We start from the raw sequence: 20384 nt of genomic DNA, 5'->3' as shown, positions 1-20384 counted from the left end.
AAGCGAGTGAACATCACCATGACCCAGTTGAAGGATCGGTCCTACCAGCTGCAATCGGGCAGCCTGCAATTTTCTTTTCTGAACAGCGGGGATATCGGGCAAATCGTTTCCGGTTCGACCCTGATCAACCAGTGGATCGGAAACCCGCTGGACGGCTCGATGAACAACCTGTATCTGCGTTTACACCGTGAAGAAGGCATTGAGGCGTTTCCTCTGCTTGGCGTCCGTTCCGGCAGCCTTATGAGACGGAAGGAATCCGGCTTCGCCTGGAACGGAAAGGTTGAAGACATAGCTTACGAAGTAACATTTACGCTGACTCCGCAAAACGTCTGGTTTTGGGACGTAGTGCTGACGGGAGGCGCCGGAGACACTCCGGTTGATATCCTGTACGGTCAGGATCTCGGTCTTGCGGATAAAGGGGCGGTACGGAGCAACGAAGCGTACATGTCCCAATATATCGATCACAGCGTTTACCGGGACGAAAAGCGCGGGTATGTCGTCTGTTCGAGACAGAATCAGCCGCAGGGCGGCGCTTTTTCGTATGTGCAGCAGGGATCGCTGACCGGAGCGGAAGGATACTCTACCGACGGCTTCCAATTTTACGGGCTTTCCTATAAAGAAACGGATAAGCCCGAAGCGCTAGCCCGTCCTCATCTCGCCAATGAGATTTACCAGTACGAGTTTGCTTATACGGCGCTGCAATCCGGCCGGGTCATTCCGGGCGCTGAGCCGGTCCGGTTCGTTTTTTACGGACTGTTCAAAGAGAATCACCCCGAAGCCGTTACCGCTCTCGAGTTCGCTGCGGAAGTTTCCGCCGCCCGAGAACAGGCCGAATCTTTGAACACGGCTGCCAGCGGCATCGGAGGCAAAGTCGGCGGCAGCGGCAGCGTGAGCGATTCGGCAGCTCTGGAGCCGGTGCGTTTGGCGGCAGATATCGGAGCGCCGCTTGCCGGATTGACGATGACCCATGATGAAGTGGCCGGTTATTTTCCCGACCGCCGTCTGGAAGAATCGCTGGAAGGCGAGCTGCTTTCCTTTTTCACGGACACAAACGAACACGTCGTGCTGAAAGCCAAGGAGCTCCGCGTCGAGCGTCCGCACGGGCATATTCTGATGAGCGGGGATAACGCCCGGCTCCGGGAAGCTGTTTTAACGTCGACCGCTTACATGTACGGGTTGTTCAATTCCCAGCTGACCGTGGGCAATACGTCGTTTAACAAAATGCTGACGAACGCGCGCAATGCTCTCAACGTCTCGAAAACATCGGGGCAGCGCATATATATCGAAACCGGCGGGAAATATCGTCTGCTGACGATGCCGTCCCTGTTCGAAATCGGGTTCAACTATACCCGCTGGTACTATAAACTGGCCGATGACACGGTCATTGTAACGGGCTTTACAGCAGCGGATGCGCCGGAGCTGCGTCTCCAGCTCCGTTCTGACGGAGGCAAAGCCTACCGCTTCCTGGTGACTCATCAGGTTTCGATGAACAACAACGAGTACGAAGTTCCGTTTCATCTGTCGGTACAAGAAGACGGCCGGACGCTTACATTCACCGCGGATGAAGATTCGGACAGTGCGCAGGTCTGGCCGGAGCTCGCCTACCGCATGCAGGTCACGGGGGCTCCTCTCCGGTTGACGGACGAAACGCGCCTTGCGCCGAAGGCGGAACGGGGTTCCGCTTCCCTGGCCGTACTGGAGCTGGGGGAAAGCTCCGCCTGGAGCATGACCGTCCAAGGTCTTTTACGCGGGGAAGAGCTGGCGTTCGCGGACCGGGAAGCGGATTCGGAAGCGGAGCGTTACCGTGCGTTCCTCGGATCTGTCATGAACGGCTTCCACCTCTACCGGGCCGGCGGTGAGAACGATCCGGAGCTGGCGAAAATGAACGTGCTTGCCTGGTGGTACACGCACAACATGCTCGTTCATTATTCCGTTCCGCACGGCCTGGAACAGTACGGCGGAGCGGCATGGGGTACGCGTGACGTATGCCAGGGGCCGTCCGAATATTTCCTGGCGACCGGGAAGTACGGCGAAGTCCGGGACATTATCCGGACCGTGTTTTCCCATCAGTTCGAAGACGACGGCAGTTGGCCGCAGTGGTTCATGTTCGACCGGTATTCTCATATCCAGCAGGAAGAAAGCCACGGGGACGTTATCGTCTGGCCTCTGAAGGTGCTCGCGGATTATTTAAGCGCTACCGGGGATTTCTCGATCCTGGAGGAACAGCTTCCGTATACGCAGCGCCACGGGGGGAACTTTACGGAAGAGACCGCTTCTCTGCTGGAGCATGCCGTCAAGGAAATCGGCTACATCCGCAGCCACTTCCTGCATGATACCCATCTGTCCTCCTACGGGGACGGAGACTGGGACGACACGCTTCAGCCGGCTAACGCCCAGCTGAAGAAGTTTATGGTCAGCTCCTGGACCGTATCGCTGACCTATCAGGTCTTCCGTCGGCTGTCCGGCGTGCTGGCGGACAGCCACGGCGCGCTGGCGGCGGAGCTGCGCGGCATGGCGGACAGCATCCAGGCCGATTACATGCGCTATATGCTGCCGTCCGAAGAGTCCGTGATCCCCGGTTTCTTGTACTTGGAGGAGCCCGGCAAAGCCGAGAAGATGCTCCATCCGGAGGATACGAAGACCGGGATCACTTACCGGCTGCTGCCGATGACGCGCAGCATGATCAGCGAGCTGCTGACGCCGGAGCAGGCGGAAGCCCATTACCGCCTCATCAAGGCGGAAATGTACTGCCCGGACGGCGTCCGCCTTATGAACCGGCCCGCGAATTACGCGGGCGGCGTCAGCACGAACTTCAAGCGTGCCGAGCAGGCCGCGAATTTCGGCCGTGAAGTCGGCCTCCAGTACGTGCATGCCCATATCCGCTACGTCGAAGCGATGGCGAAGCTGGGCAAGACCGGCGAAGTGTGGCGCGGGCTCCAGATGATCAACCCCGTCCGTCTTCAGGACGTGGTGCCGAATGCGGAGCTCCGCCAGAGCAACGCGTATTTCAGCAGCTCCGACGGGAAGTTCAACACGCGCTATGAGGCGCAGGAGCGCTTTAACGAGCTGCGCGACGGCAGCGTGCCGGTCAAAGGCGGCTGGAGAATTTACTCCAGCGGCCCTGGAATTTACATGAACCAGCTCATTTCGAACGGTCTGGGCATCCGCATGGACGCCGGAAGTCTCGTTGTGGACCCCGTGCTGGGCGAAGAGCTGGACGGTCTCTGCTTCCAGTTCCGCATTCTGGACCGGCCGGTGACCTTTGTGTACCACCTGAGCGGCCGTGAAGTTTCCCGCGTCACGATAAACGGACACGAAGCGTCCGCCGAGAGACTGCACAACCGCTACCGGACCGGAGGATTCCGCCTGAGCGGCGGGCAGTTGGAAAGCCTGACCGCGGAAGGGCCGAACGTGATCGAGATTTACAGCTAAACGAGGCGAAAGGCGATCTTCACGGATCGCCCTTTTGCATCTCTTTTACAGGTTCATTTAATGGTATAGTAAATAAATAGAAGCGAGAGTACGGAGTGTGAGAAGGCTAAACGAAACCAGAGAATACAGCGAATGCAACAAGGTTAGGAGCGAGAATAGTGGTAAGCATTAAAGATATCGCAAAAAAAGCCGGCGTATCCATTTCAACGGTATCTTACGCGCTAAACGGCAGCCCCAAAGTAACCGACGAGACGTGCGCCCGGATTTTGGCGATCGCCAAGGAACTGAACTATACCCCCAATGCGGCGGCCCGCACGCTAAAAAAGCGGGAAAGCAAAATTATCGGCGTTTTTCTGACCGATTTCAGCGGTCCATTCTACGGACATCTTTTGCAGGGAATCAAGGCTTATTTAAACCAGCACGGCTACGAGCTTATCGTCTGCAGCGGGTCCCAATCTCACCGCTTCCTGCCGGAACGGCTGATCGACGGGGCCATTATCCTGGATGCGGCATTTTCCAACGAAGAACTGCTGCAGCATGCGGACCGGGGGCATAAAATCGTCGTGCTCGACCGCGAGCTGATTCACCCGAACATCAATCAGGTGCTTCTGGATAACAAAGCGGGGGCCAATCTGGCTGCCGATTACGTTCTGGAAAAAGGTCACCGTAAGCTGTATGTGGTAGCGGGACCGCCGGATTCTTACGATTCCGACAAGCGCTTACATGCCGTCCGGCAAACCGTGAGCCGCTATAAGGATGTCGACTGCACCGAACTGCCGGGCAGCTTCGATAAAGAGTCCGGGGAGAAAGCCGCAAGGCTCATTCTGGAACAATATAAGGAGCCGACCGCCGTTCTTTGTCTTAATGACGAGATGGCAATCGGTGTCTATAACACTGTGGCCGAATCGGATTACCGCATCGGCGAGCATATCCATCTTATTGGCTTCGACAATATTGAGCTGTCGGCGTACGTCAGCCCGCGGCTGGCTACGATCGATTATTCCAAACACAAGTGGGGCGCGCTGGCGGCGGAGCAGCTGTTGAAGCTGATCGCCGGAGAGACGGTCGAGCATGAACGGATTTACGTTACGCTGGTGAAGGGCGATTCGGTGGGAGATGTGTAAGCTCGGCTGCTTCAAATATAAACAAGAAAGGTCCGAGAAGATTCGGGATCTTTCTTGTTTTTTGTTATGAAATAAGACTTATAAAGCTCAAATTAGGTAGATACAGGAAGGAACAAAAATATTATACTGATAATAGTACAAAACAGGAGGAAATATATGCTAATAAAAAAGTTATTAAAGTTATCTCTTTTATTATTTGGAGTAACTATATGTTTTCAATATCAGGATCATGCGTCGGCAGAGTCTGCGGGGAAAAACCGGATTATTACCCTGTCGATTGGGAATCCGCAAGCGGATGTTGACGGGCAGAAAACTGTTATGCCTGCAGCGCCAGTATTGATTAAAGATACCAGCATGGTTCCGTTTCGGTTTCTCGGAGAACTGCTGGGAGCCGAAGTGAGTTGGGAAAATTCCACACAGACGGTCACACTCAAAGGCAACGATCGTACCGTCACGTTGTCGGTAGGTCAGCCCGAAGCCGACGTAAACGGAGTTCCGACAGTTCTGGATCAGCCGGCTGCAATCGTAAATGAGACAACTCTGGTGCCTCTGCGCTTTATCGCCGAGAGTTTGAACCGCAACGTTGCTTACGACAATGTTTCCAAGGTGATCACTATCGTACCTAAAGAAGAGACTAAACCGGTTCCTCCAGCCCCTGAAAAAGAAGCTCCAAAGAAAAAACTGGAGCATCCGACCGTCGATAATCTCTCTCTTAAGATAGGGAAATCCTATACAAAGATATGTATTAAATTTTTAGAGTGCAAGAGTGCCAAAACACGCTTTGTATCCAGCTTTGTGACCGATTCTAACGACGATATTTATATGATTGACTACGATGCGAAACGCCCAATCAAGCACGAGTATGTTATCTCCAAGTATAATCAAAAGACGGGAGATAACAGAAAGTTGGAACAAGTTTTGAATTTAAACGAAAAGTTTGATATCGAGTATTTGGATAAAAAAAATCAGGTTCAAAGTCTGTCCTATAGAGATTTGGCACCCGAGAAAATTTTTTACGATGAGAAGCGCGACAAACTGTATATGTTGGCCAGTGTAGACAAGAAAGATATTAAAATAGTCATTTATGAAATTCTTCCCGAGTTAAAATTAATTACTTATAATGCAGATGAGACCTTGTTCGACGAAGAAAATGACATAATGACAACGTTGGATGGCGTCAACTTGATCTTCAGTAATACATTCTTTGGAAGTATTTATTCGGTAGAAGCGGGAAAAGAACGATCTCTAAAAGCGGTTATAGCAGCTGAAAAAAAGCCTAAGCTTGTTTCGCTCATTAAGGACAACAAGATTTATTTAATGGATTACGTAAATAAAACCATTCATATGCTGCGGGAAGACGGACGTCTTATCGAGGTTGCCAAAATAAAGATGGAGAAGATCGGTGCAGCCGCCTCAAAAGGCGAATTTTTTTATGCGGCTGATAAAAAGGGATTCTATAAAATCGATGTCACCGGTAAAGTCGAGGATTACGTGAAATTAAGCGAGCTTCGCTACAATAGTGGCTTGTATGAGCCTAAAACCAAAACCTATGATCGTATCGCGACGAGTAACTTTAATTTTGAGGATTTGCCTTATACTCCGTTTGGCCCGCGTGGACCGGGTGGGGAGGTTACTGTGGGAACTTTAGAAATGGAATTTTTCGATGATTCTATTCCTGTAGACTTTGCTGTAGACAGCCAGGGCAATATTATTATTCATGACAATGAACACAAATTGCTTAGGCGCATCAATGTATTTGGAACGGAACAATAATTTCGAGCAGCCTGCCGTTACATGCGGGGCGATCGGTTCTTTAAGATAGGGGCCGATCGTCTTTTTGTTTGCTGATAAATCAGTTTTGATTTTTTCGATGGCTGCGTCCGGGCTTTCCAGCGGGGTTTGTCTGTCTTACCGCGCGGTGATAAGATAGGGGGAGGAAGGGGAAGAGGGTTATGGCGAGACAACGGGCGTTTACTAAATCGGAGCTGCTGGACGCGACCGAGCGCTTATTGATGGAGCGCGGCTACGACGGCTTTCACCTGAAAGCCTTGTCCGAAATGCTGTCGGGCGCAAGAAGCACAATCTACGAATATTACGCCAACAAGGAAGAGATCGTCGCGGCCTGCATGCGCAGAACGATGGAGCAGACGATCGAGGCCTGCGAAGGGATCGAGCATCTCGAGCCTGTAGCGGCCATAAAAAAAGTGCTGCTTATTTTTCTGGAGCTGTCGAATTTCCATACGCTGATGCTGGCGGCCCCCAAAATCGATGAAAGTGCTTCGGACAAAGCGAGACTGGATCTCGAATTTTTGAATGAAGGCCACGCGGATTTGAAAAAAAAGCTGACTGCGCTGTTCCAAAAAGCCCAGGAAGCGGGCGCGCTGCGGGCGGATATTCCTCTTCCGGTGATTACGGCGGTATTTTTCCATGCGATCGATACGCCGAATTGGTTGAACGTGCCGACCGAGGAATGGGCGGAGATGCTTTTCGGCCTCTGGTGGAACGGCGGGGGGAATCCCTCGAATAAATGAAATATAGGTCGTGTACAGGAACGGTGACGTTCCGGCATGGACCTTTTTTATACGTTGAAACGGACAGATGTGTCGATAGACGACAACGGCGGCTCAAGCTGAGCAGGCAAAATGCCGATCGGTTGATGACATCCGCCGAACCGTAAAAAAAGCCACCCGGCTGCCCGAAGGCTGCCGGAGGATGGCTTTTTGACGCTGCTGACGCTGCTGACGCTGCTGACGCTGCTGACGCTGCTGACGCTGCTGACGCCTTATTCGGCGAGCACGCCTTCATCGGCAGTTTGACGCTGCGGAATGGACGATTTGCTCAGCACGACAGGAACTTTGACCGTAGTTTTGACGGCCGGGTTCTTGGCGGATGAAATGGTGACGGTCAGCTCGACATTGACGACTCCGCTGTTCGGAACGAACTTCAGAACGCCGCTGTTGTCGACATACGCTTTGTTGGAGCTGTTGGTGACCTTGTACACGATTCCGTCCGTTTTAGGAAGCTGCAGAACCGGCTGGTTGATTTTGCGCGTATTGACGATTTTGGCTTTAAAATCGTCTTTCGCTTTGGCGACACGGTCGCTCTCCAGATTGGCGATACGCAGGGAGCTGTAAGCCGTGTAGGTGATGCCGTCCACGTTGTTGCCGAACTCGTCGATCTTCTGGGCGATTACGGCGAGCTTGTAGGTGCCTGCCGAGAGCTGCTTCACCTTCAGTTCACCGCTGGCATCCAGTTCTCCGTCGACATAAGAACCGTCGATGCCTTCGAACGAGTAAACGCCCGGCTCGATCAGTTTAAGGCGGCCGTTAGCATCGGTCTGTGTGATTTCGTCGATGATGCCGATCTCTTTGTCGTCGAGTCCCACAGCCCAGAGGGAAATCACGTTCACATCTTTAGCCGTCAGACGGAAGGAAAGATCGGTTGTGGTCGGGGAGCCGTCAAGATTATCGGGATAAATGGCATTTTCCGTTTGCTCCAGTTCCTGCAGACCGAATCCGGTTTCCGGCTTATCCTGGCCGACATGAACGGCGAAAGGCAGGTGCAGCGAAGGCTGGCCGCTTCTTTCGAGAAGCACTTCGCCTTCATAAACGCCTTTAACCGCGTTGTTTTTCGGTGTTACGGACAAATAAAATCCTTTGGACGCACCGGCCGCAACGGTCAGCTTACCGTTTTGCAGGCCGAGCAGCTGAGCGGTCAGGTTAGCGACATCCGGCGTTTGGGTCGGAGCGTTAGGATCCGACGTTACGTTCGGATGCAGCACGACTTTGGCCGAGTATGTCACGCTTTGCTTGGACACGTTTTTCAGGCGGAGCTCCTTTTGGGCGTTCGTTCCCGGAGCGAGAAGGCCGAAGCTGACGGACGGATTGTAATTCGTCACGGCTTGCGGCTGCCAGTACTTGTCGAGAATCGTGATCGGCTCCACGGATTGGAGCAGCGCCTGCGTTTTCACGGCAGTACCGACGTTCGCACGGCCCGCGCCCTGCGAGTAGACGTCGTACAGCTTGCCGTCCAGGTCGCTGATTGTGTCCGCCGTGTTAGCCAGCGCGGCGCGGATATCCAGCGGCGACCAGTCCGGATGCTGCTGTTTCAGCAGCAGCGCAAGTCCGGCTACGTGCGGAGTCGCCATGCTTGTGCCGCTGATGCGGCTGTAGGCCGTATTGTAGTTCGCATCCGGCTTCTGCTTGCCGTAGGCGGGCCAAGTGGACAGGATGCTCACACCCGGTGCGCTGATATCCGGCTTGATACTTAGGTCGCTGTCCACGTTCGGACCGCGCGAGCTGAACGTCGCCATCGTATCGCCCGGGATTTCGCTCTTCGGATAGTTGGCCCCAAAAGCGAGCTTCAGCGTCTGGCCTTGAGCGGCCAGCGCTTTTCTGGCGAGGGCGCGTCCTTCCGTACCTTTCATATCGAAGGTCGGAATGTATTCGAAGCCGTCGCCGAGATAAGCGGCGGAACCGATAAAGCCGTCACGGCCGATGACCGATTCGGAAAGATCGACTTTAGTCGGGTCTGTGCGTTCGGTGTTGCCGTTGAAAATAATCGCCGCTTTCGCGCCTCTTTGCTTGGCATTGGCGATCTTGTCCACGAAGGCAAGATTTCCGCGGGAAATCAGGACGACTTTGCCGGTGACGTCTTTGCCTTCATAATCCTGAGGCTGGCCCAGGTTGACGTACACGACGTCTCTCGGGTTCGTGCCCAGGATGGAGGCGAAGTTTTCCAGGCCGGTTTCCCAGGCCATCACGTTGAGATTGTATCCGGCCGCCGTAGGTGTCACCGGTGTGACTGCGGCGGCACCGGCGCTGACGGGCGCTGTATAGACCGCTTCGGACACGGTTGCCGTATACTGCGTTTTCGGGCTGGTTACGGCGCCGACGGAAATCGCGAGCTGCGAGGTGGCGGGCGAGCCCAGCGAATAGTAGTAAGGCCCTTTATCCGCCGCATTGCCGTTCGCGATAACGGCCGTTACGCCGCCGAGCACGGCGTTGTTGATGGCCACGACGTCGGGGGAGTTCGGGTCTTTCTCGGAATCGGAACCGAGAGACAGGTTAATGACGTTCATGCCGTCTTTAACCGCATGCTCGATGCCGTCGATGACCTGGGCCGAGGAGCCGGACGATTTTCCCGTTTCGGGATTCCGGCCGAGCACTTTATATACATACAAATCGGCTTCGTAAGCGACGCCTTTTTGAACGATGTCCGAGCTTGGGTTGGATGCTCTTCCTACGATCGTTCCGGATACGTGGGTGCCGTGAGACGTCCCTTCAAATCCGGTGCCGTAAGGATCTTCCTCCGGAGTAAGCGGAGGCTCTTCGTAAGGGTCGTTATCCTTCTCGAAGGAATCGTAGCCGCCTTTATAGGCATCCTTCAAGTCGGGGTGAAGATAGTCGACTCCGGTATCGATAACGCCGACTTTGAGGCCTTTGCCGGTGAGGCCTTTGGCCCAGGCGACATCCGCGCCGATCTGTTTCAGCGGAGTGATGTCGAAATTGGGGCTGCTGACATCGAGCCCTTTCGGTTCATCTACGGGGATAGGGAAATAGTTGGCGCTGGGGTGAATCGATTTAACGCCGGCCAGTTTTGCCAGCGCGGGAATTTTGTTCGCCGGAACGGTTACTTCCAGTCCGTTTAAAACTGTATTATACTGGTAATTGACCTGCAGGTTAATTCCACTGCCTTTGGCGGCGCTGACCAGAGCGGTCTGCTCCTGCTTGATGGCCGCTTCGGTAGATTCGGCTGCCAGAGCGGACATGCCCTGCTTGGCGGCGTACTTGCCTACGGCGACCGGCTGATTTTGCAGCTGGACGATGACACGGACGGAGTTCGTGGAGGCCGTATTCAGTTTCGGGGAAATATACCCCTTGACCTGGCCCGGGAGCGAGTTTGTACCGGGATTCAGAGAACCATTGAGCTGGGTACGCGGATGGATGCTTTTGCCGGACTGGGCTGCACTGGCATGAGGCAGCGCCGTACCTGCAACGAATGCAAACGCGAGCGACATCACGGATAATTTTTGGATGAGATGGCGATTTTTCAACTAGTTCCCTCTTTTCATTCATATTTGAACAATAAACGAGCTAGTGAACGATCCGGAACCTCCTCCCTTTATCAAGATTAGGCCTGTACACTATGTAAGACAGTTCTTAAAGGTCTTGTATTCCATAAAAAATGGTTAATTTCAGCTTTTTTACAGAAAATATTTTATTTTGATGGTAAAAGGGCTGGAATTTGCCTTTAAAATGAGCCTTGCTCGGCTTTTGCTGCGGGCTTATAGTGGGAGATAGAGGAAAAAGGACGAGGAGGCTTCTGGGGGAAGATGGATGCGAAACTGCACGACTTATTCCGGCCCGTTCAGGCGAACGGAAGAATTTCTTCCTATATATATGCGGAAAAAGCGCCGTCCCCCGCTCTCAAGCCGTACGTATGCTGTTACTGGCAGTCCGAACCGCGCGGAGCCGGGGAGAGGCATCCGCTCTTTCAGCCGGACACGGTGGACCGGGTTCTTCCCGACGGTTGTACGGATATCATATTTACGGAGAATCTGGCCTCGGGTGAATGGAATGTTAGATACTGCGGCACTTTCCAGCAGGCTTTTACCATTTCCTACGCGGAGGGAACGCCCGTGAGAAATTTCGGAATCCGTTTTATGCCCGGCGGGGCGTATCCGTTCTTGAAGACGGCGGTGTCCGAATTTCACGATCGGGCGGTTGCGGCAGAGCTGATCGGTCCGGTTATCGGGGCGGAAACCGGGGAACGCGTGCGGGAAGCCCGGTCTTTCCGGGACAGAATCGGAGCGGTCGAAGCGTGCCTGCTGCGGCAGCTGGTTAACAAGGAGACGTACGGGGACGCCCGGTTGAAAAATGTGCTGTACCGCGTCTTTATTACAGGCGGTGAGGCAACCGTAAGCGAGCTGGCGCGGTCCGAGACCATCAGCACGAGGCAGCTTCACCGCTCTTTCCGGCAATGGGTGGGCCTCAGCCCCAAAAAGTTTGCCGAAGTCGTGCGGTTCCAAACGCTCCTTAGAGACATTCAGGCGGGTTCCGTCAGCAATTGGGCGGCTGTGGCTGCAGAGCGGGGGTTTTTCGATCAGGCGCATATGATCCGGGAGTTCAAAAGATTTTACGGAGCTTCCCCGATGCAGGCGGCAGCCGAATACCGGGGCATGTCCGATTTATCCAATCGGTAAAGGGCCGTGTTTGGTTATACTGATATCTGTCTTCGATGGAAATTGAGAAAGGATGAGGCTATCTATGAACGGAGTTATGCAAATCAGGGACCATCTTCTGGACGAGCTTGAGCTGTCTGTCCGGACAAGCGAGACGCTGATCAGGCGGATCGGACCGGAGGAGTGGGCGTTCACCCCGGGGGATAACATGCGGACGCTTCTTCAGCTCGTTCATCATATTGTCGCCATCCCGGCTTCGGATCTGGCCATTCTGCAGGAAAAATCGCAGCCGGAGGTTGAACTTGTCGAGAACGGCGCGCAGGACATTACGGACCCGGAACAGCTGGCGGAGCGGCTGCGGACCCACTTCGATACCCTGAAAGCTTATATGGTTTCACTGAGCGAGGAAGAGCTTTTGAACAAAGAGACGAAAGCCTTCTATCTGGAGCACGGCATGCCGCAAATCAAATGGCTGATCGAAATCGTAACGCATCTTTTTCACCACCGTTCGCAGCTGTACAATTATTTGAAGCAGAACGGCCATGAGCTGAACTTCTTTATGCTGTACGCTTAAAATAAAAACAGGAAGGAGCCGCGCTCCTTCCTGTTTTCCTTCCGGGAGCTATACCGACGGAAGGATGACTGCGTTTTTGCGGAACCCGCCGGTTGACCGGCGGGTTCTTTCTTTTGAGGAGGTGGCGGGCTAAAGCCAGGTTAAATATCGAACAGACGTGCGAAATTCCGCGCGTGGATTGAAGGCTGAAACTGGTATCAGGAGCGCTTCAGACGTCTTCTCACGAGAAACTGCTTGTACTGGAAGTAAAGCGTGCAGCCGATGCAGTAGCCGAGCAGAGCGGTGCCGGCTGCCGCGAGCAGCATGCCGGCAAATACGTAGCCCGCAGCCGTCCAGCCGACGGAGAACGAGAGAACGGACAGAAGGAGGAACAGCACGGCGAGCACGTTATTGAAGCGCTGAAGCTCCGCCGCCTGGGTTTCGCCGTCCGTCCCCAGGAAGGGTTTGGCCAGCTGCACGAACAAGTTCCACCGGAACAGCAGACCCGCGAGCTGGACGGCTAGGAGCAAACCGAGCAGCCAAGGCTGACGGGCAGCGAAGGTAAGCGCCACGAACAGGACGATGCCGGCCTGATTCGCTTTGATATGGGACATAGGGATTTCCTTCAAGAAGATCACCTCACGGGTTGTCAAAGATTTATAACCAACTTAACCGATAGGTTTTAAGAAGTCAATCCGCAATCCTTTCCATTCCTTCGGTGCAAATACGTTCCCGCCGTTTCCATCCATACCCTTACAAAATCTTCAAGCATACTTAACGCAGCGCTGACATAGTACTGGTAGAGTAAGGGACATGCAGGAACAACTGAATATCCAAGGGTAAGAGTCCAGGAGAAAACCCTTTATGCACAAACGATAAATGTCTTGCTTCGGCATTTTCGGTTTGATGGATAGAGGGTTTTTTTGTTGTTCTCTCCTTGGCGTCCGGAACCGATCCGGATATCTCATCCGAAAGGAATGGATACGAAATGAGGAGATTTTCCCGGTTTTTGAGCCTGGTTCTAACCGCCGCTTTACTGTGCGGTACGGCTCCGCTTGGCCTGTTCGACGGGGCGGCGCACGCTGCCGACCCGGGGAGGAAGGAGCTGGATGTCCGCAAGACGCTGACTCCGCCTGTAATCGACGGCAGGATTGACGAATCGCTCTGGAACGTCAGCGAAACGATGAATGTCCGGACAGGCGAAGGCACGTTTAAAAACGCCCGGTTCGGAATGCTGTGGGATAACAAGTATTTGTATATCGGCGTGAAAGCCGAGGACGACACGCTGTTCCCGGGCGGAACGGGGTACTGGTTCGAGCAGGACGCTGTCAATTTCTTCTTCGATCCGACTCTTCACCAGTCGGCGCCTTTCGCAGCCGACGATATGCAGGCGGGCTTCGTGTACCGGCCCGGCTCGACGCCGGAGTTTCATTTCGGAGCGGCCCTGGGCAATCACAGCGGCAAAGACGAGAAGAAAATCTTGAGGGCAATCGCGGCCGGTCAGGACGGCTGGACGCTGGAAACCGCGATTCCGTGGGAGATGCTCCGTTTCGACGCGGGCCTGCAAAAGCAGCTCGGCTTTGAAATCGGCGTAACGGACCGTTACGAAGCCGATACGAGCAAGCAGCGGACGAGCTACTGGAGCGCGTTTAACTCCAAATCGTTCTGGAACGACACGGCCGGTTACGGAATTCTCAACCTGAAAGACGAGAATCCGGTTTCCGCTCTAATCGACCCCGTGCTCCTGCAGGATAATTTCGACGGCTACGCGCCGGGGCAAACTCCGGCCGGCTGGATTTCCGATGTGAACGCGGGCAGCGATCCCTTTACCGTCGTTCAGGATACATACGGGAACGGCCGCATGAACTTCGACGGCAAAGCTTCCGGGAAGCAGGCCCGTATCTCCGCGCCTGTCCAGTGGGACGACTACACCGTCGAAGCCGACGTGAGGTTTGAAGGCGTGCTGAACGACGCCAGATGGGCGGCTCTCATGTTCCGGGGAGCGGCCGACGGGAAAAACCCGTACAACCAGATGGCGGTCCGCCGCAACGGGACATTCGAGCTGGCTTACCGGATGCCCAATAACAACTGGGCTTCGCCTACGCCCGTAAGCGGCATGTGGAAACCGCTGGAGCTCGACAAGGAGTATACGTTGAAAGTCCGCGCAGTCGGAAACAACGTCAAAGAATATATCAAAGCCAAGGACGAGGCGGATTTTACGCTTCTCATGGATCAGAACTTTTCTTCCAATCTTCTGGAAAAAGGAAAAGTCGGCTTTCAGGCCGATCAGAGCAAGGTTTCGTTCGACAACCTGAAGGTGACGCGGGTAACGGCCGAACGGCTGGACGTGACGATACCGGGCACGCTGGAAGCTTTGACGGGCCCCGCAACCGTTACGGGCAGCGTGTATTATTCGGACGGGCTGACGGAAGTTCCGGCGCCCGGCGCGATTCGTCTCTATTCGTCCGACGAATCGGTCGTCAAAATCGTGAATAACCAGCTCTATCCGGTAAAAGCGGGCAAAGCGGCCGTAAAAGCGGTCTACGCCAACGCGGAAGCGGCGCGTGAAATCACCGTCACTCCATCGGCGACGGGCGCCCAAGCCGTCAAGCTGCAGCATGCGGAAGGCTATGTGCTGACGGATACCGGCGCGAAGCTGGACCTCAGCACGGTGAGTTTCCAGGCTGAATTCAGCGACTTCTCCAAAGGCACGCTGAAAGGCGGAGAGCTTCTCTGGAAACCGGCCGGTCAAGAGATCTCCGTCTCCGGCGGTACTCTGCAGGTGAACACAAAAGGCGCCTATCCGGTTACGGTTCAGAAGGATAACGCGTCGCTCACCTTAATGGTCATCGCCAAAAATCCGGGGGAAAAGGAATATACCCTCTACGAGGAAAACTTCGATCAAGCGGCCGAAGGCACGCTTCCTAAGGATTGGACACGCAAAGAAGGAACGACCGCTTCTGCGGCAGCAGTCAAATCGGGCGCATTCGAAATGAACGCTTCCGCCGCTCCGGACAACCCTTCCCGCGTGCTGCTCCCCGAGTATCTGGGACTGTTCGGCAATTACAAAATCGAAGCGGATATCACGCATTTGTCCGCTAATGATGCGGCACGGTGGAATTCGATCATGTTCCGTATCCAAAATGACAACATCCCTTATTATCAGATGGCGGTGCGGCAAAACGCGGCTGCCGTCAACGGGGTTGAATTCGCGGAACGGACACCCGCTAACGAATGGAATGTGATGGACCGGGGTTCTTACACCGAAGCGATCGATTCCGCAAAAATGTACCGTTACACGGTAAAAGCCTACAACGAGCGCGTACAGGAATGGATCGGCGACAAGCTTCTCGTCGATACCGATAACGCGGGCGCTTACAAGAAGGGCCGCATCGGCTTTCAGGCGAACGGAAGCCGCATGAAGGTGGACAATATCCGCGTCACCCTCCAGCAGGATGCGCTTCCTCCGCTGCCTTCCGAGCGCTTCGTGCAGGTGGTGGAGCCGGAAACGAAGATTTCCCTGGCCCCTACCGTGGTCATGGAGCTCCAATCCTCCGCCGACCTGGTTAAGCTGCAGGGAACTTCTCTTCCCGCGACGGCTATGCTGTATGTGAACGGCAATCTGAAAATCACCGCTCCAGGAGGCGCTGAAATCGGCAGCCTGGACGACATCTTGGCAGCGCTGAACAACAAAGTGATTCCGGCCTTCTATGTCCGGGATGAGGCGAGCACCGACAAGCTTGTCGAGGCGCTCAAAGCGAGAGGTATCGAGGACGCGTTCATCGTGTCCGACAAAGGCGGGCTGGTTAAGAAAGCGCGTCAGGCTTACCCGATTATCCGCGGCATTCTGGACTTCCGTCAGGCTAAAGCGGATACCAGCGAAGAGCTGATGGAAATCCGCCGGCAAACGACCGTGAATCTGGCCAAAATCGCGCTCCTGTCCGGAAAAGCGGCTACGCGTGAGAATATGGCTTATCTCCAGCAGCGGGCTTTGGTGGTGTGGGCGCAGGATCAATCTTCCCAAAAGGACAAAACCGTGTCCCTGCACACGTTGATTACGGGCGGAGCGAACGGGATCGTTACGGATGCGCCGGAAGCGGCTGTCGGAGCGCTGAAGCTGTATTCCAACGGAACGACTCTGATTCGGAAGCCGTACATTATCGGCCATCGGGGCATTCCATCCGAAGCTCCGGAGAATACGATCGAAAGCAACGCGCTTTCTATAGAGTATGGAGCCGATTTTATCGAAAACGACATGTACCTGACCAAAGACGGCGAGCTTGTAATCGTTCATGATTCCGTCTTGGAAAACACGACGAACGGAAAAGGAAGAGTCGAAGACTTTACCCTCGCCGAGCTCAAAAAACTTAACGCGAACAAACCTTTCCCGAACGGGTATCCCGATGTAAAAATACCGACACTCGATGAACAGATCGACCTGGCCAGATCCAAGGGCCGCATGGTAATGGCCGAAATCAAAACGAGTACGCCCGCGGCGGTCGATGCTTTTGTAAGAATCATCAAGGAAAAGAAAGCCGAAGACCTCGTCGATGCGATGTCCTTCGACACGAATCAGCTGAAGCGGCTTGCCGAGCTGATGCCCGAAATGCCTTCGGGACTGCTGACAAGCGGCTATGCCAACGAGGCTAATGTCAACAAATCGTTGAGAGAAACGCTCAAGGTGCTTCAGCCTTTGAACGCGACATTCAACACGAGCTACGGCGGACTCGGTAAAAACTTCATGGAAGCCGCCAAACACCGGGGCGTAATCATTTCTCCGTGGACGTTCAACAACAAGAACGATTTTATTAAGTTTTTCGGGTTGGGCGCCTTCGGCATTACGACCGATTATGCATCCTGGTCCGCGGATTGGGCTGCTTCGGTTAAACCCGGAAAGAGCGCGTACAGCCTGTCTCCGGGCGAAAAAGCAACGCTTTCCCTGGAAGTGGAGTCCTACAGAGGAACGAAGACGAACGCCGCACCGGATATCGTCCTGCTGGACGGTCAGGATGTCGTAGACGTAAGCGGCAGCCAAATCACAGCCAAAAAAGCGGGGAAAGCCCATGCTCTTCTGCGGTACACGGCTTCTATCGATGCCGCTAACAAGTACGATCTCTACACCCAGCCGGTAACTGTCGAAGTAAAAGGCGGAGGCAGTGATGGAGGCAACGGCGGCGGAGATAATGGAAGCGGAGGAAACAACGGCAACAACGGCAACAATGGAAATAACGGTGGAAATAATAATGGCAACAACGGAAATAACGGAAACAACGGTGGTAATAACGGAAACAACGGAGCCGGCAAGGTGACGGCATCCGGAGGTGCCGTAGACGCTTCCGCCCTGCGGGAAGCGCTCAAAACTCACCCGACCGTAGAGATCGCCTACACGGGCGATACGGTCGAAATCCCGGCGTCCGCTCTGATGGACGCCTCTCCAGGCAATCGGACACTCGTTATCTCGGGTCCGGTCGGCAAATACACCGTCCAGCTCCGGGATTTGAAGCTGGACGAGGCGGCACGCAGGCTGGGAGGCGAGGCCCGCGGGATGACGGTCCGCTACACCCTCCGCTATGCGGGGGACAGTGATGCGGCCGCGATCGGAACGGCCGTGAAAGCGGCAGGTCTCCAGTCCGGGGGAACGCCGGTGCAGCTGGAAATCGCGGCGAAAGCCCAGTCCGGTGGCTCTGCGGCGCTGGAGACAAAAGGGCAGCTGGAGCTGATCCTGGACGGGACATTCGACGCGAAGAGAGCGACAGGCGTGCGCGTTTACCCGAATGAGAAGAAATTCTCATTCGCGCCGTCCCTCTTCGCACCGGCGGGCACGGCGAAGACGGCCGTGACGTTCAAGCGCAGCGGCAGCGGCTTCTACGCGGTCGTAAGCGGCGCGCCCGTCTTCGCCGACATGACCGGCCACTGGGCGCAGGCCGATGTCGAGCTGCTCGCGGCGAAGCTCGTCGTGGAAGGCAGCGGCGGCGGCCGATTCGACGCCGAACGCGGCATTACGCGCGCCGAATTCGCGGCGCTGCTCGTCCGGGCGCTCGGCCTGCCTCAAGCGGCCGGGCCGGCAGCCTTCGGCGACGTCGGCTCCGCCGACTGGTTCGCCGGGGATGTGGCCGCCGCGGCGGCAGCGGGTCTGATCGGCGGCTATGAGGACGGCTCGTTCCGTCCTCAGCGCCCGATCACCCGCGAGGAGCAGGCGGCCATGCTCGTCCGCGCCCTGCCTTATGCGGGCGCGGCATCCGCTGCGGCGCTCACGGAGCCGCAGCGGGAAGAGATTCTTGCCCGGTATACCGATTCGGGCAAGATCGGCTGGGCGCAGGCGGAAGTAGCCGCAGCGGTTCATGCCGGTCTCATGAACGGCATGACAGACGGCACGCTGGCGCCGGAAGGCGAAGCGACCCGCGCTCAGTCCGCGGCCATGCTGCGGCGGTTCCTTGTCACCGCAGGCTTTATCAACTGACGCAAGGACGCAAGCGGAAGCACCCGGTTTCAAAACCTGCGCAGAACTTCTGCGCAGGTTTTTTTGCGTGTTAAGAACTTTGCGTGCAGAGAATTTTGCATGGGAAAGCCCCTTGTACATGGCTTGTCACACCGCATGAGGGGTAAAGTATTGATTCTTCCTATTTTTATAATAAAAATACATTTAAATAAATTAGGTCGAATGACTCACAAACATTGCCGGAAAAGCCGATAAATATAGGAGTATATGCCTAATATTGAGTGACTGCCTTTTATAATGAAGGCAGCTTAGATGGAAAAGGAGGATTTAATTTGCTGAAAAAAACGTCTTTTCTGGCGGCGCTTCTTTTAATGATGGCCGTGGCAAGCTTTTCGGGTGCGGCAATGGCAAGAGATTATCTTCTGCCCCACAGCGCTTATATCGAAATTTGCGAGGAAGATCCGGGGGATCAGTTATGTCAAAATTTTTGTGAAGATTTTCCGGATACGCCCGTTTGTTCCGGAGAAGAAAGCGGAGCGGAGGAAACCGGAGGGGATGCCGTACAGGCCCGGCTGGATGTCCAGTTTAACCGGATGAACATCAAGGTGAACGGCCAGGCTTTCGTGGCGCCCAATATTTTGTATGACGGGACTACCTATCTGCCCATACGGGATCTGGCTGATTTGCTCGAATTGGACGTGAATTACTACGGGGAGACCCAGACCGCCTATATCGGCCAGCTCCCCGCCGGTGAAGTACCCGATGAGGTTATCGACGAGTGGGAGAAGCAGAGCCAGGAAGAGAGCGCGGATGGGGCAGCCGGAACGCTCTTGCCGGGCAGCGGAATGATAGACGTTTATCTGGATCGTGTGCAGGTGAAGGTGCACGGGGAACGCATTGCCGCAAGTACGTTTCTGTATGACGGAACGACGTATGTTCCGATGAGAGCCGCCTGCGATATTCTTGAGCTGCCGGTTAACTATTACGGCCCATCGTCTACAGCTTATATCGGAGAAGTTCCTGCGGGTGAAGTTCCCAAGGCCGAGATGGATAAATGGAAGTCCGGCAAATAAAACCTTTTTAAGCTGAATAAGAAGGGAAGATCGCTAAAGACATGTCCAATACGACGATCAACGTAACGCTCCCGAAGGATTTCGATTTCGATTCCAACCGGAGGCCGCAGGGCGGCGAATCTTATTTTGACGGAGGGTTGCTGGAACTCATCGGCCTGTATTTGCTCGGAGCCATCATCACGGGCATTACGGCCGGTATTTGTTACCCGTGGAGCCTCGTCATTATTTACCGCTGGAAGATCGAGCATACGGTTATCGAGGGCCGCCGGCTTCGTTTCGAAGGAACGGCAGTGGGGCTTTTCGGTTCATGGATCAAGTGGTTCCTGCTCGGCCTTGTGACGCTGGGCATTTATTTCTTCTGGGCGGGCATCAAGCTGGAGCAGTGGAAAACCAGACACACCTATTTCCGTTAAAAAGGACAAGTCCGCCGGGCGGTGTCTGACCGGTGCAGGGCAGGTTCCGTCATCATCAAAAGAAACCGCAGTCGTCTCCGGATGGAGGACTGCGGTTTTCTTATGACCGGCGTGCGGCAGACGCAGACTTTACGGAAATGCTGCCGCCGGACTAAACTTTGGGGCTA

At 54.8% G+C, this 20384-nt stretch carries 11 protein-coding genes; 9 read left to right on the top strand and 2 right to left on the bottom strand.

Features of this window, described 5'->3' with window-relative positions:
* The first annotated feature begins 18 nt into the window (after positions 1 to 18).
* The 4 genes from C4S74_RS17845 to C4S74_RS17830 all read left to right on the top strand — a co-directional run bounded on the left by C4S74_RS17845 (position 19) and on the right by C4S74_RS17830 (position 7087).
* On the top strand, positions 19 to 3432 hold the full coding sequence (locus C4S74_RS17845) for a GH36-type glycosyl hydrolase domain-containing protein (protein ID WP_103996650.1): 3414 nt from the start codon (positions 19 to 21) through the stop codon (positions 3430 to 3432).
* A gap of 158 nt (positions 3433 to 3590) precedes the next feature.
* Entirely contained in the window at positions 3591 to 4556 is a 966-nt protein-coding gene (locus tag C4S74_RS17840; protein WP_103996649.1) for a LacI family DNA-binding transcriptional regulator, read from the top strand.
* 156 nt (positions 4557 to 4712) lie between these two features.
* A complete protein-coding gene (locus tag C4S74_RS17835) occupies positions 4713 to 6329 on the top strand; it encodes a copper amine oxidase N-terminal domain-containing protein (protein ID WP_103996648.1) in 1617 nt (538 codons plus the stop codon).
* A gap of 179 nt (positions 6330 to 6508) precedes the next feature.
* The gene (locus C4S74_RS17830; protein WP_103996647.1) at positions 6509 to 7087 is read left to right on the top strand and encodes a TetR/AcrR family transcriptional regulator; all 579 of its coding nucleotides are present in this window, start codon (positions 6509 to 6511) and stop codon (positions 7085 to 7087) included.
* A gap of 251 nt (positions 7088 to 7338) precedes the next feature.
* On the opposite strand, the gene C4S74_RS17825 is transcribed toward C4S74_RS17830, so the two are convergent.
* Positions 7339 to 10611, bottom strand: a complete 3273-nt coding sequence (locus C4S74_RS17825) for a S8 family serine peptidase (protein ID WP_103996646.1) — start codon at positions 10609 to 10611, stop codon at positions 7339 to 7341.
* Between the two features lie 279 nt (positions 10612 to 10890).
* Between C4S74_RS17825 and C4S74_RS17820 the strand changes: the two genes are divergently transcribed.
* Together C4S74_RS17820 and C4S74_RS17815 are read left to right on the top strand one after the other, a co-directional pair.
* Positions 10891 to 11760, top strand: a complete 870-nt coding sequence (locus C4S74_RS17820) for a helix-turn-helix domain-containing protein (RefSeq protein WP_103996645.1) — start codon at positions 10891 to 10893, stop codon at positions 11758 to 11760.
* Between the two features lie 64 nt (positions 11761 to 11824).
* Positions 11825 to 12313: a DinB family protein gene (locus C4S74_RS17815; RefSeq protein WP_103996644.1), complete on the top strand. Its 489-nt coding sequence runs from the start codon at positions 11825 to 11827 to the stop codon at positions 12311 to 12313.
* A gap of 197 nt (positions 12314 to 12510) precedes the next feature.
* Here the strand turns inward: C4S74_RS17815 and C4S74_RS17810 are convergent, their stop codons facing one another.
* A complete protein-coding gene (locus C4S74_RS17810) occupies positions 12511 to 12906 on the bottom strand; it encodes a DUF4395 domain-containing protein (protein WP_258042522.1) in 396 nt (131 codons plus the stop codon).
* Between the two features lie 395 nt (positions 12907 to 13301).
* On the opposite strand from C4S74_RS17810, the gene C4S74_RS17805 reads away from it, so the two are divergent.
* From C4S74_RS17805 to C4S74_RS17795, 3 genes are all read left to right on the top strand, one after another.
* The gene (locus tag C4S74_RS17805) at positions 13302 to 18752 is read left to right on the top strand and encodes a glycerophosphodiester phosphodiesterase family protein (RefSeq protein ID WP_258042521.1); all 5451 of its coding nucleotides are present in this window, start codon (positions 13302 to 13304) and stop codon (positions 18750 to 18752) included.
* A gap of 311 nt (positions 18753 to 19063) precedes the next feature.
* Positions 19064 to 19804 (top strand): hypothetical protein, encoded by a 741-nt coding sequence (locus C4S74_RS17800; protein ID WP_103996641.1) that lies wholly within the window; start codon positions 19064 to 19066, stop codon positions 19802 to 19804.
* A 41-nt stretch (positions 19805 to 19845) separates the two neighbouring features.
* On the top strand, positions 19846 to 20217 hold the full coding sequence (locus tag C4S74_RS17795) for a DUF898 family protein (RefSeq protein WP_103996640.1): 372 nt from the start codon (positions 19846 to 19848) through the stop codon (positions 20215 to 20217).
* The last annotated feature ends 167 nt before the right edge of the window (positions 20218 to 20384 follow it).

The sequence above is a fragment of the Paenibacillus sp. UNC499MF genome (assembly GCF_900107975.1).
Taxonomy (GTDB): domain Bacteria; phylum Bacillota; class Bacilli; order Paenibacillales; family NBRC-103111; genus Paenibacillus_F.
The sequence above is the reverse complement of the archived record's forward strand: the minus strand, read 5'-3'. Positions and strand labels throughout refer to the sequence as shown.

Coding starts and splice junctions, on each gene's coding strand:
- C4S74_RS17845 (WP_103996650.1), top strand. CDS start 19: ATGACCCAGTTGAAGGATCGGTCCTACCAGCTGCAATCGGGCAGCCTG.
- C4S74_RS17835 (WP_103996648.1), top strand. CDS start 4,713: ATGCTAATAAAAAAGTTATTAAAGTTATCTCTTTTATTATTTGGAGTA.
- C4S74_RS17830 (WP_103996647.1), top strand. CDS start 6,509: ATGGCGAGACAACGGGCGTTTACTAAATCGGAGCTGCTGGACGCGACC.
- C4S74_RS17820 (WP_103996645.1), top strand. CDS start 10,891: ATGGATGCGAAACTGCACGACTTATTCCGGCCCGTTCAGGCGAACGGA.
- C4S74_RS17815 (WP_103996644.1), top strand. CDS start 11,825: ATGAACGGAGTTATGCAAATCAGGGACCATCTTCTGGACGAGCTTGAG.
- C4S74_RS17810 (WP_258042522.1), bottom strand. CDS start 12,906: ATGTCCCATATCAAAGCGAATCAGGCCGGCATCGTCCTGTTCGTGGCG.
- C4S74_RS17795 (WP_103996640.1), top strand. CDS start 19,846: ATGTCCAATACGACGATCAACGTAACGCTCCCGAAGGATTTCGATTTC.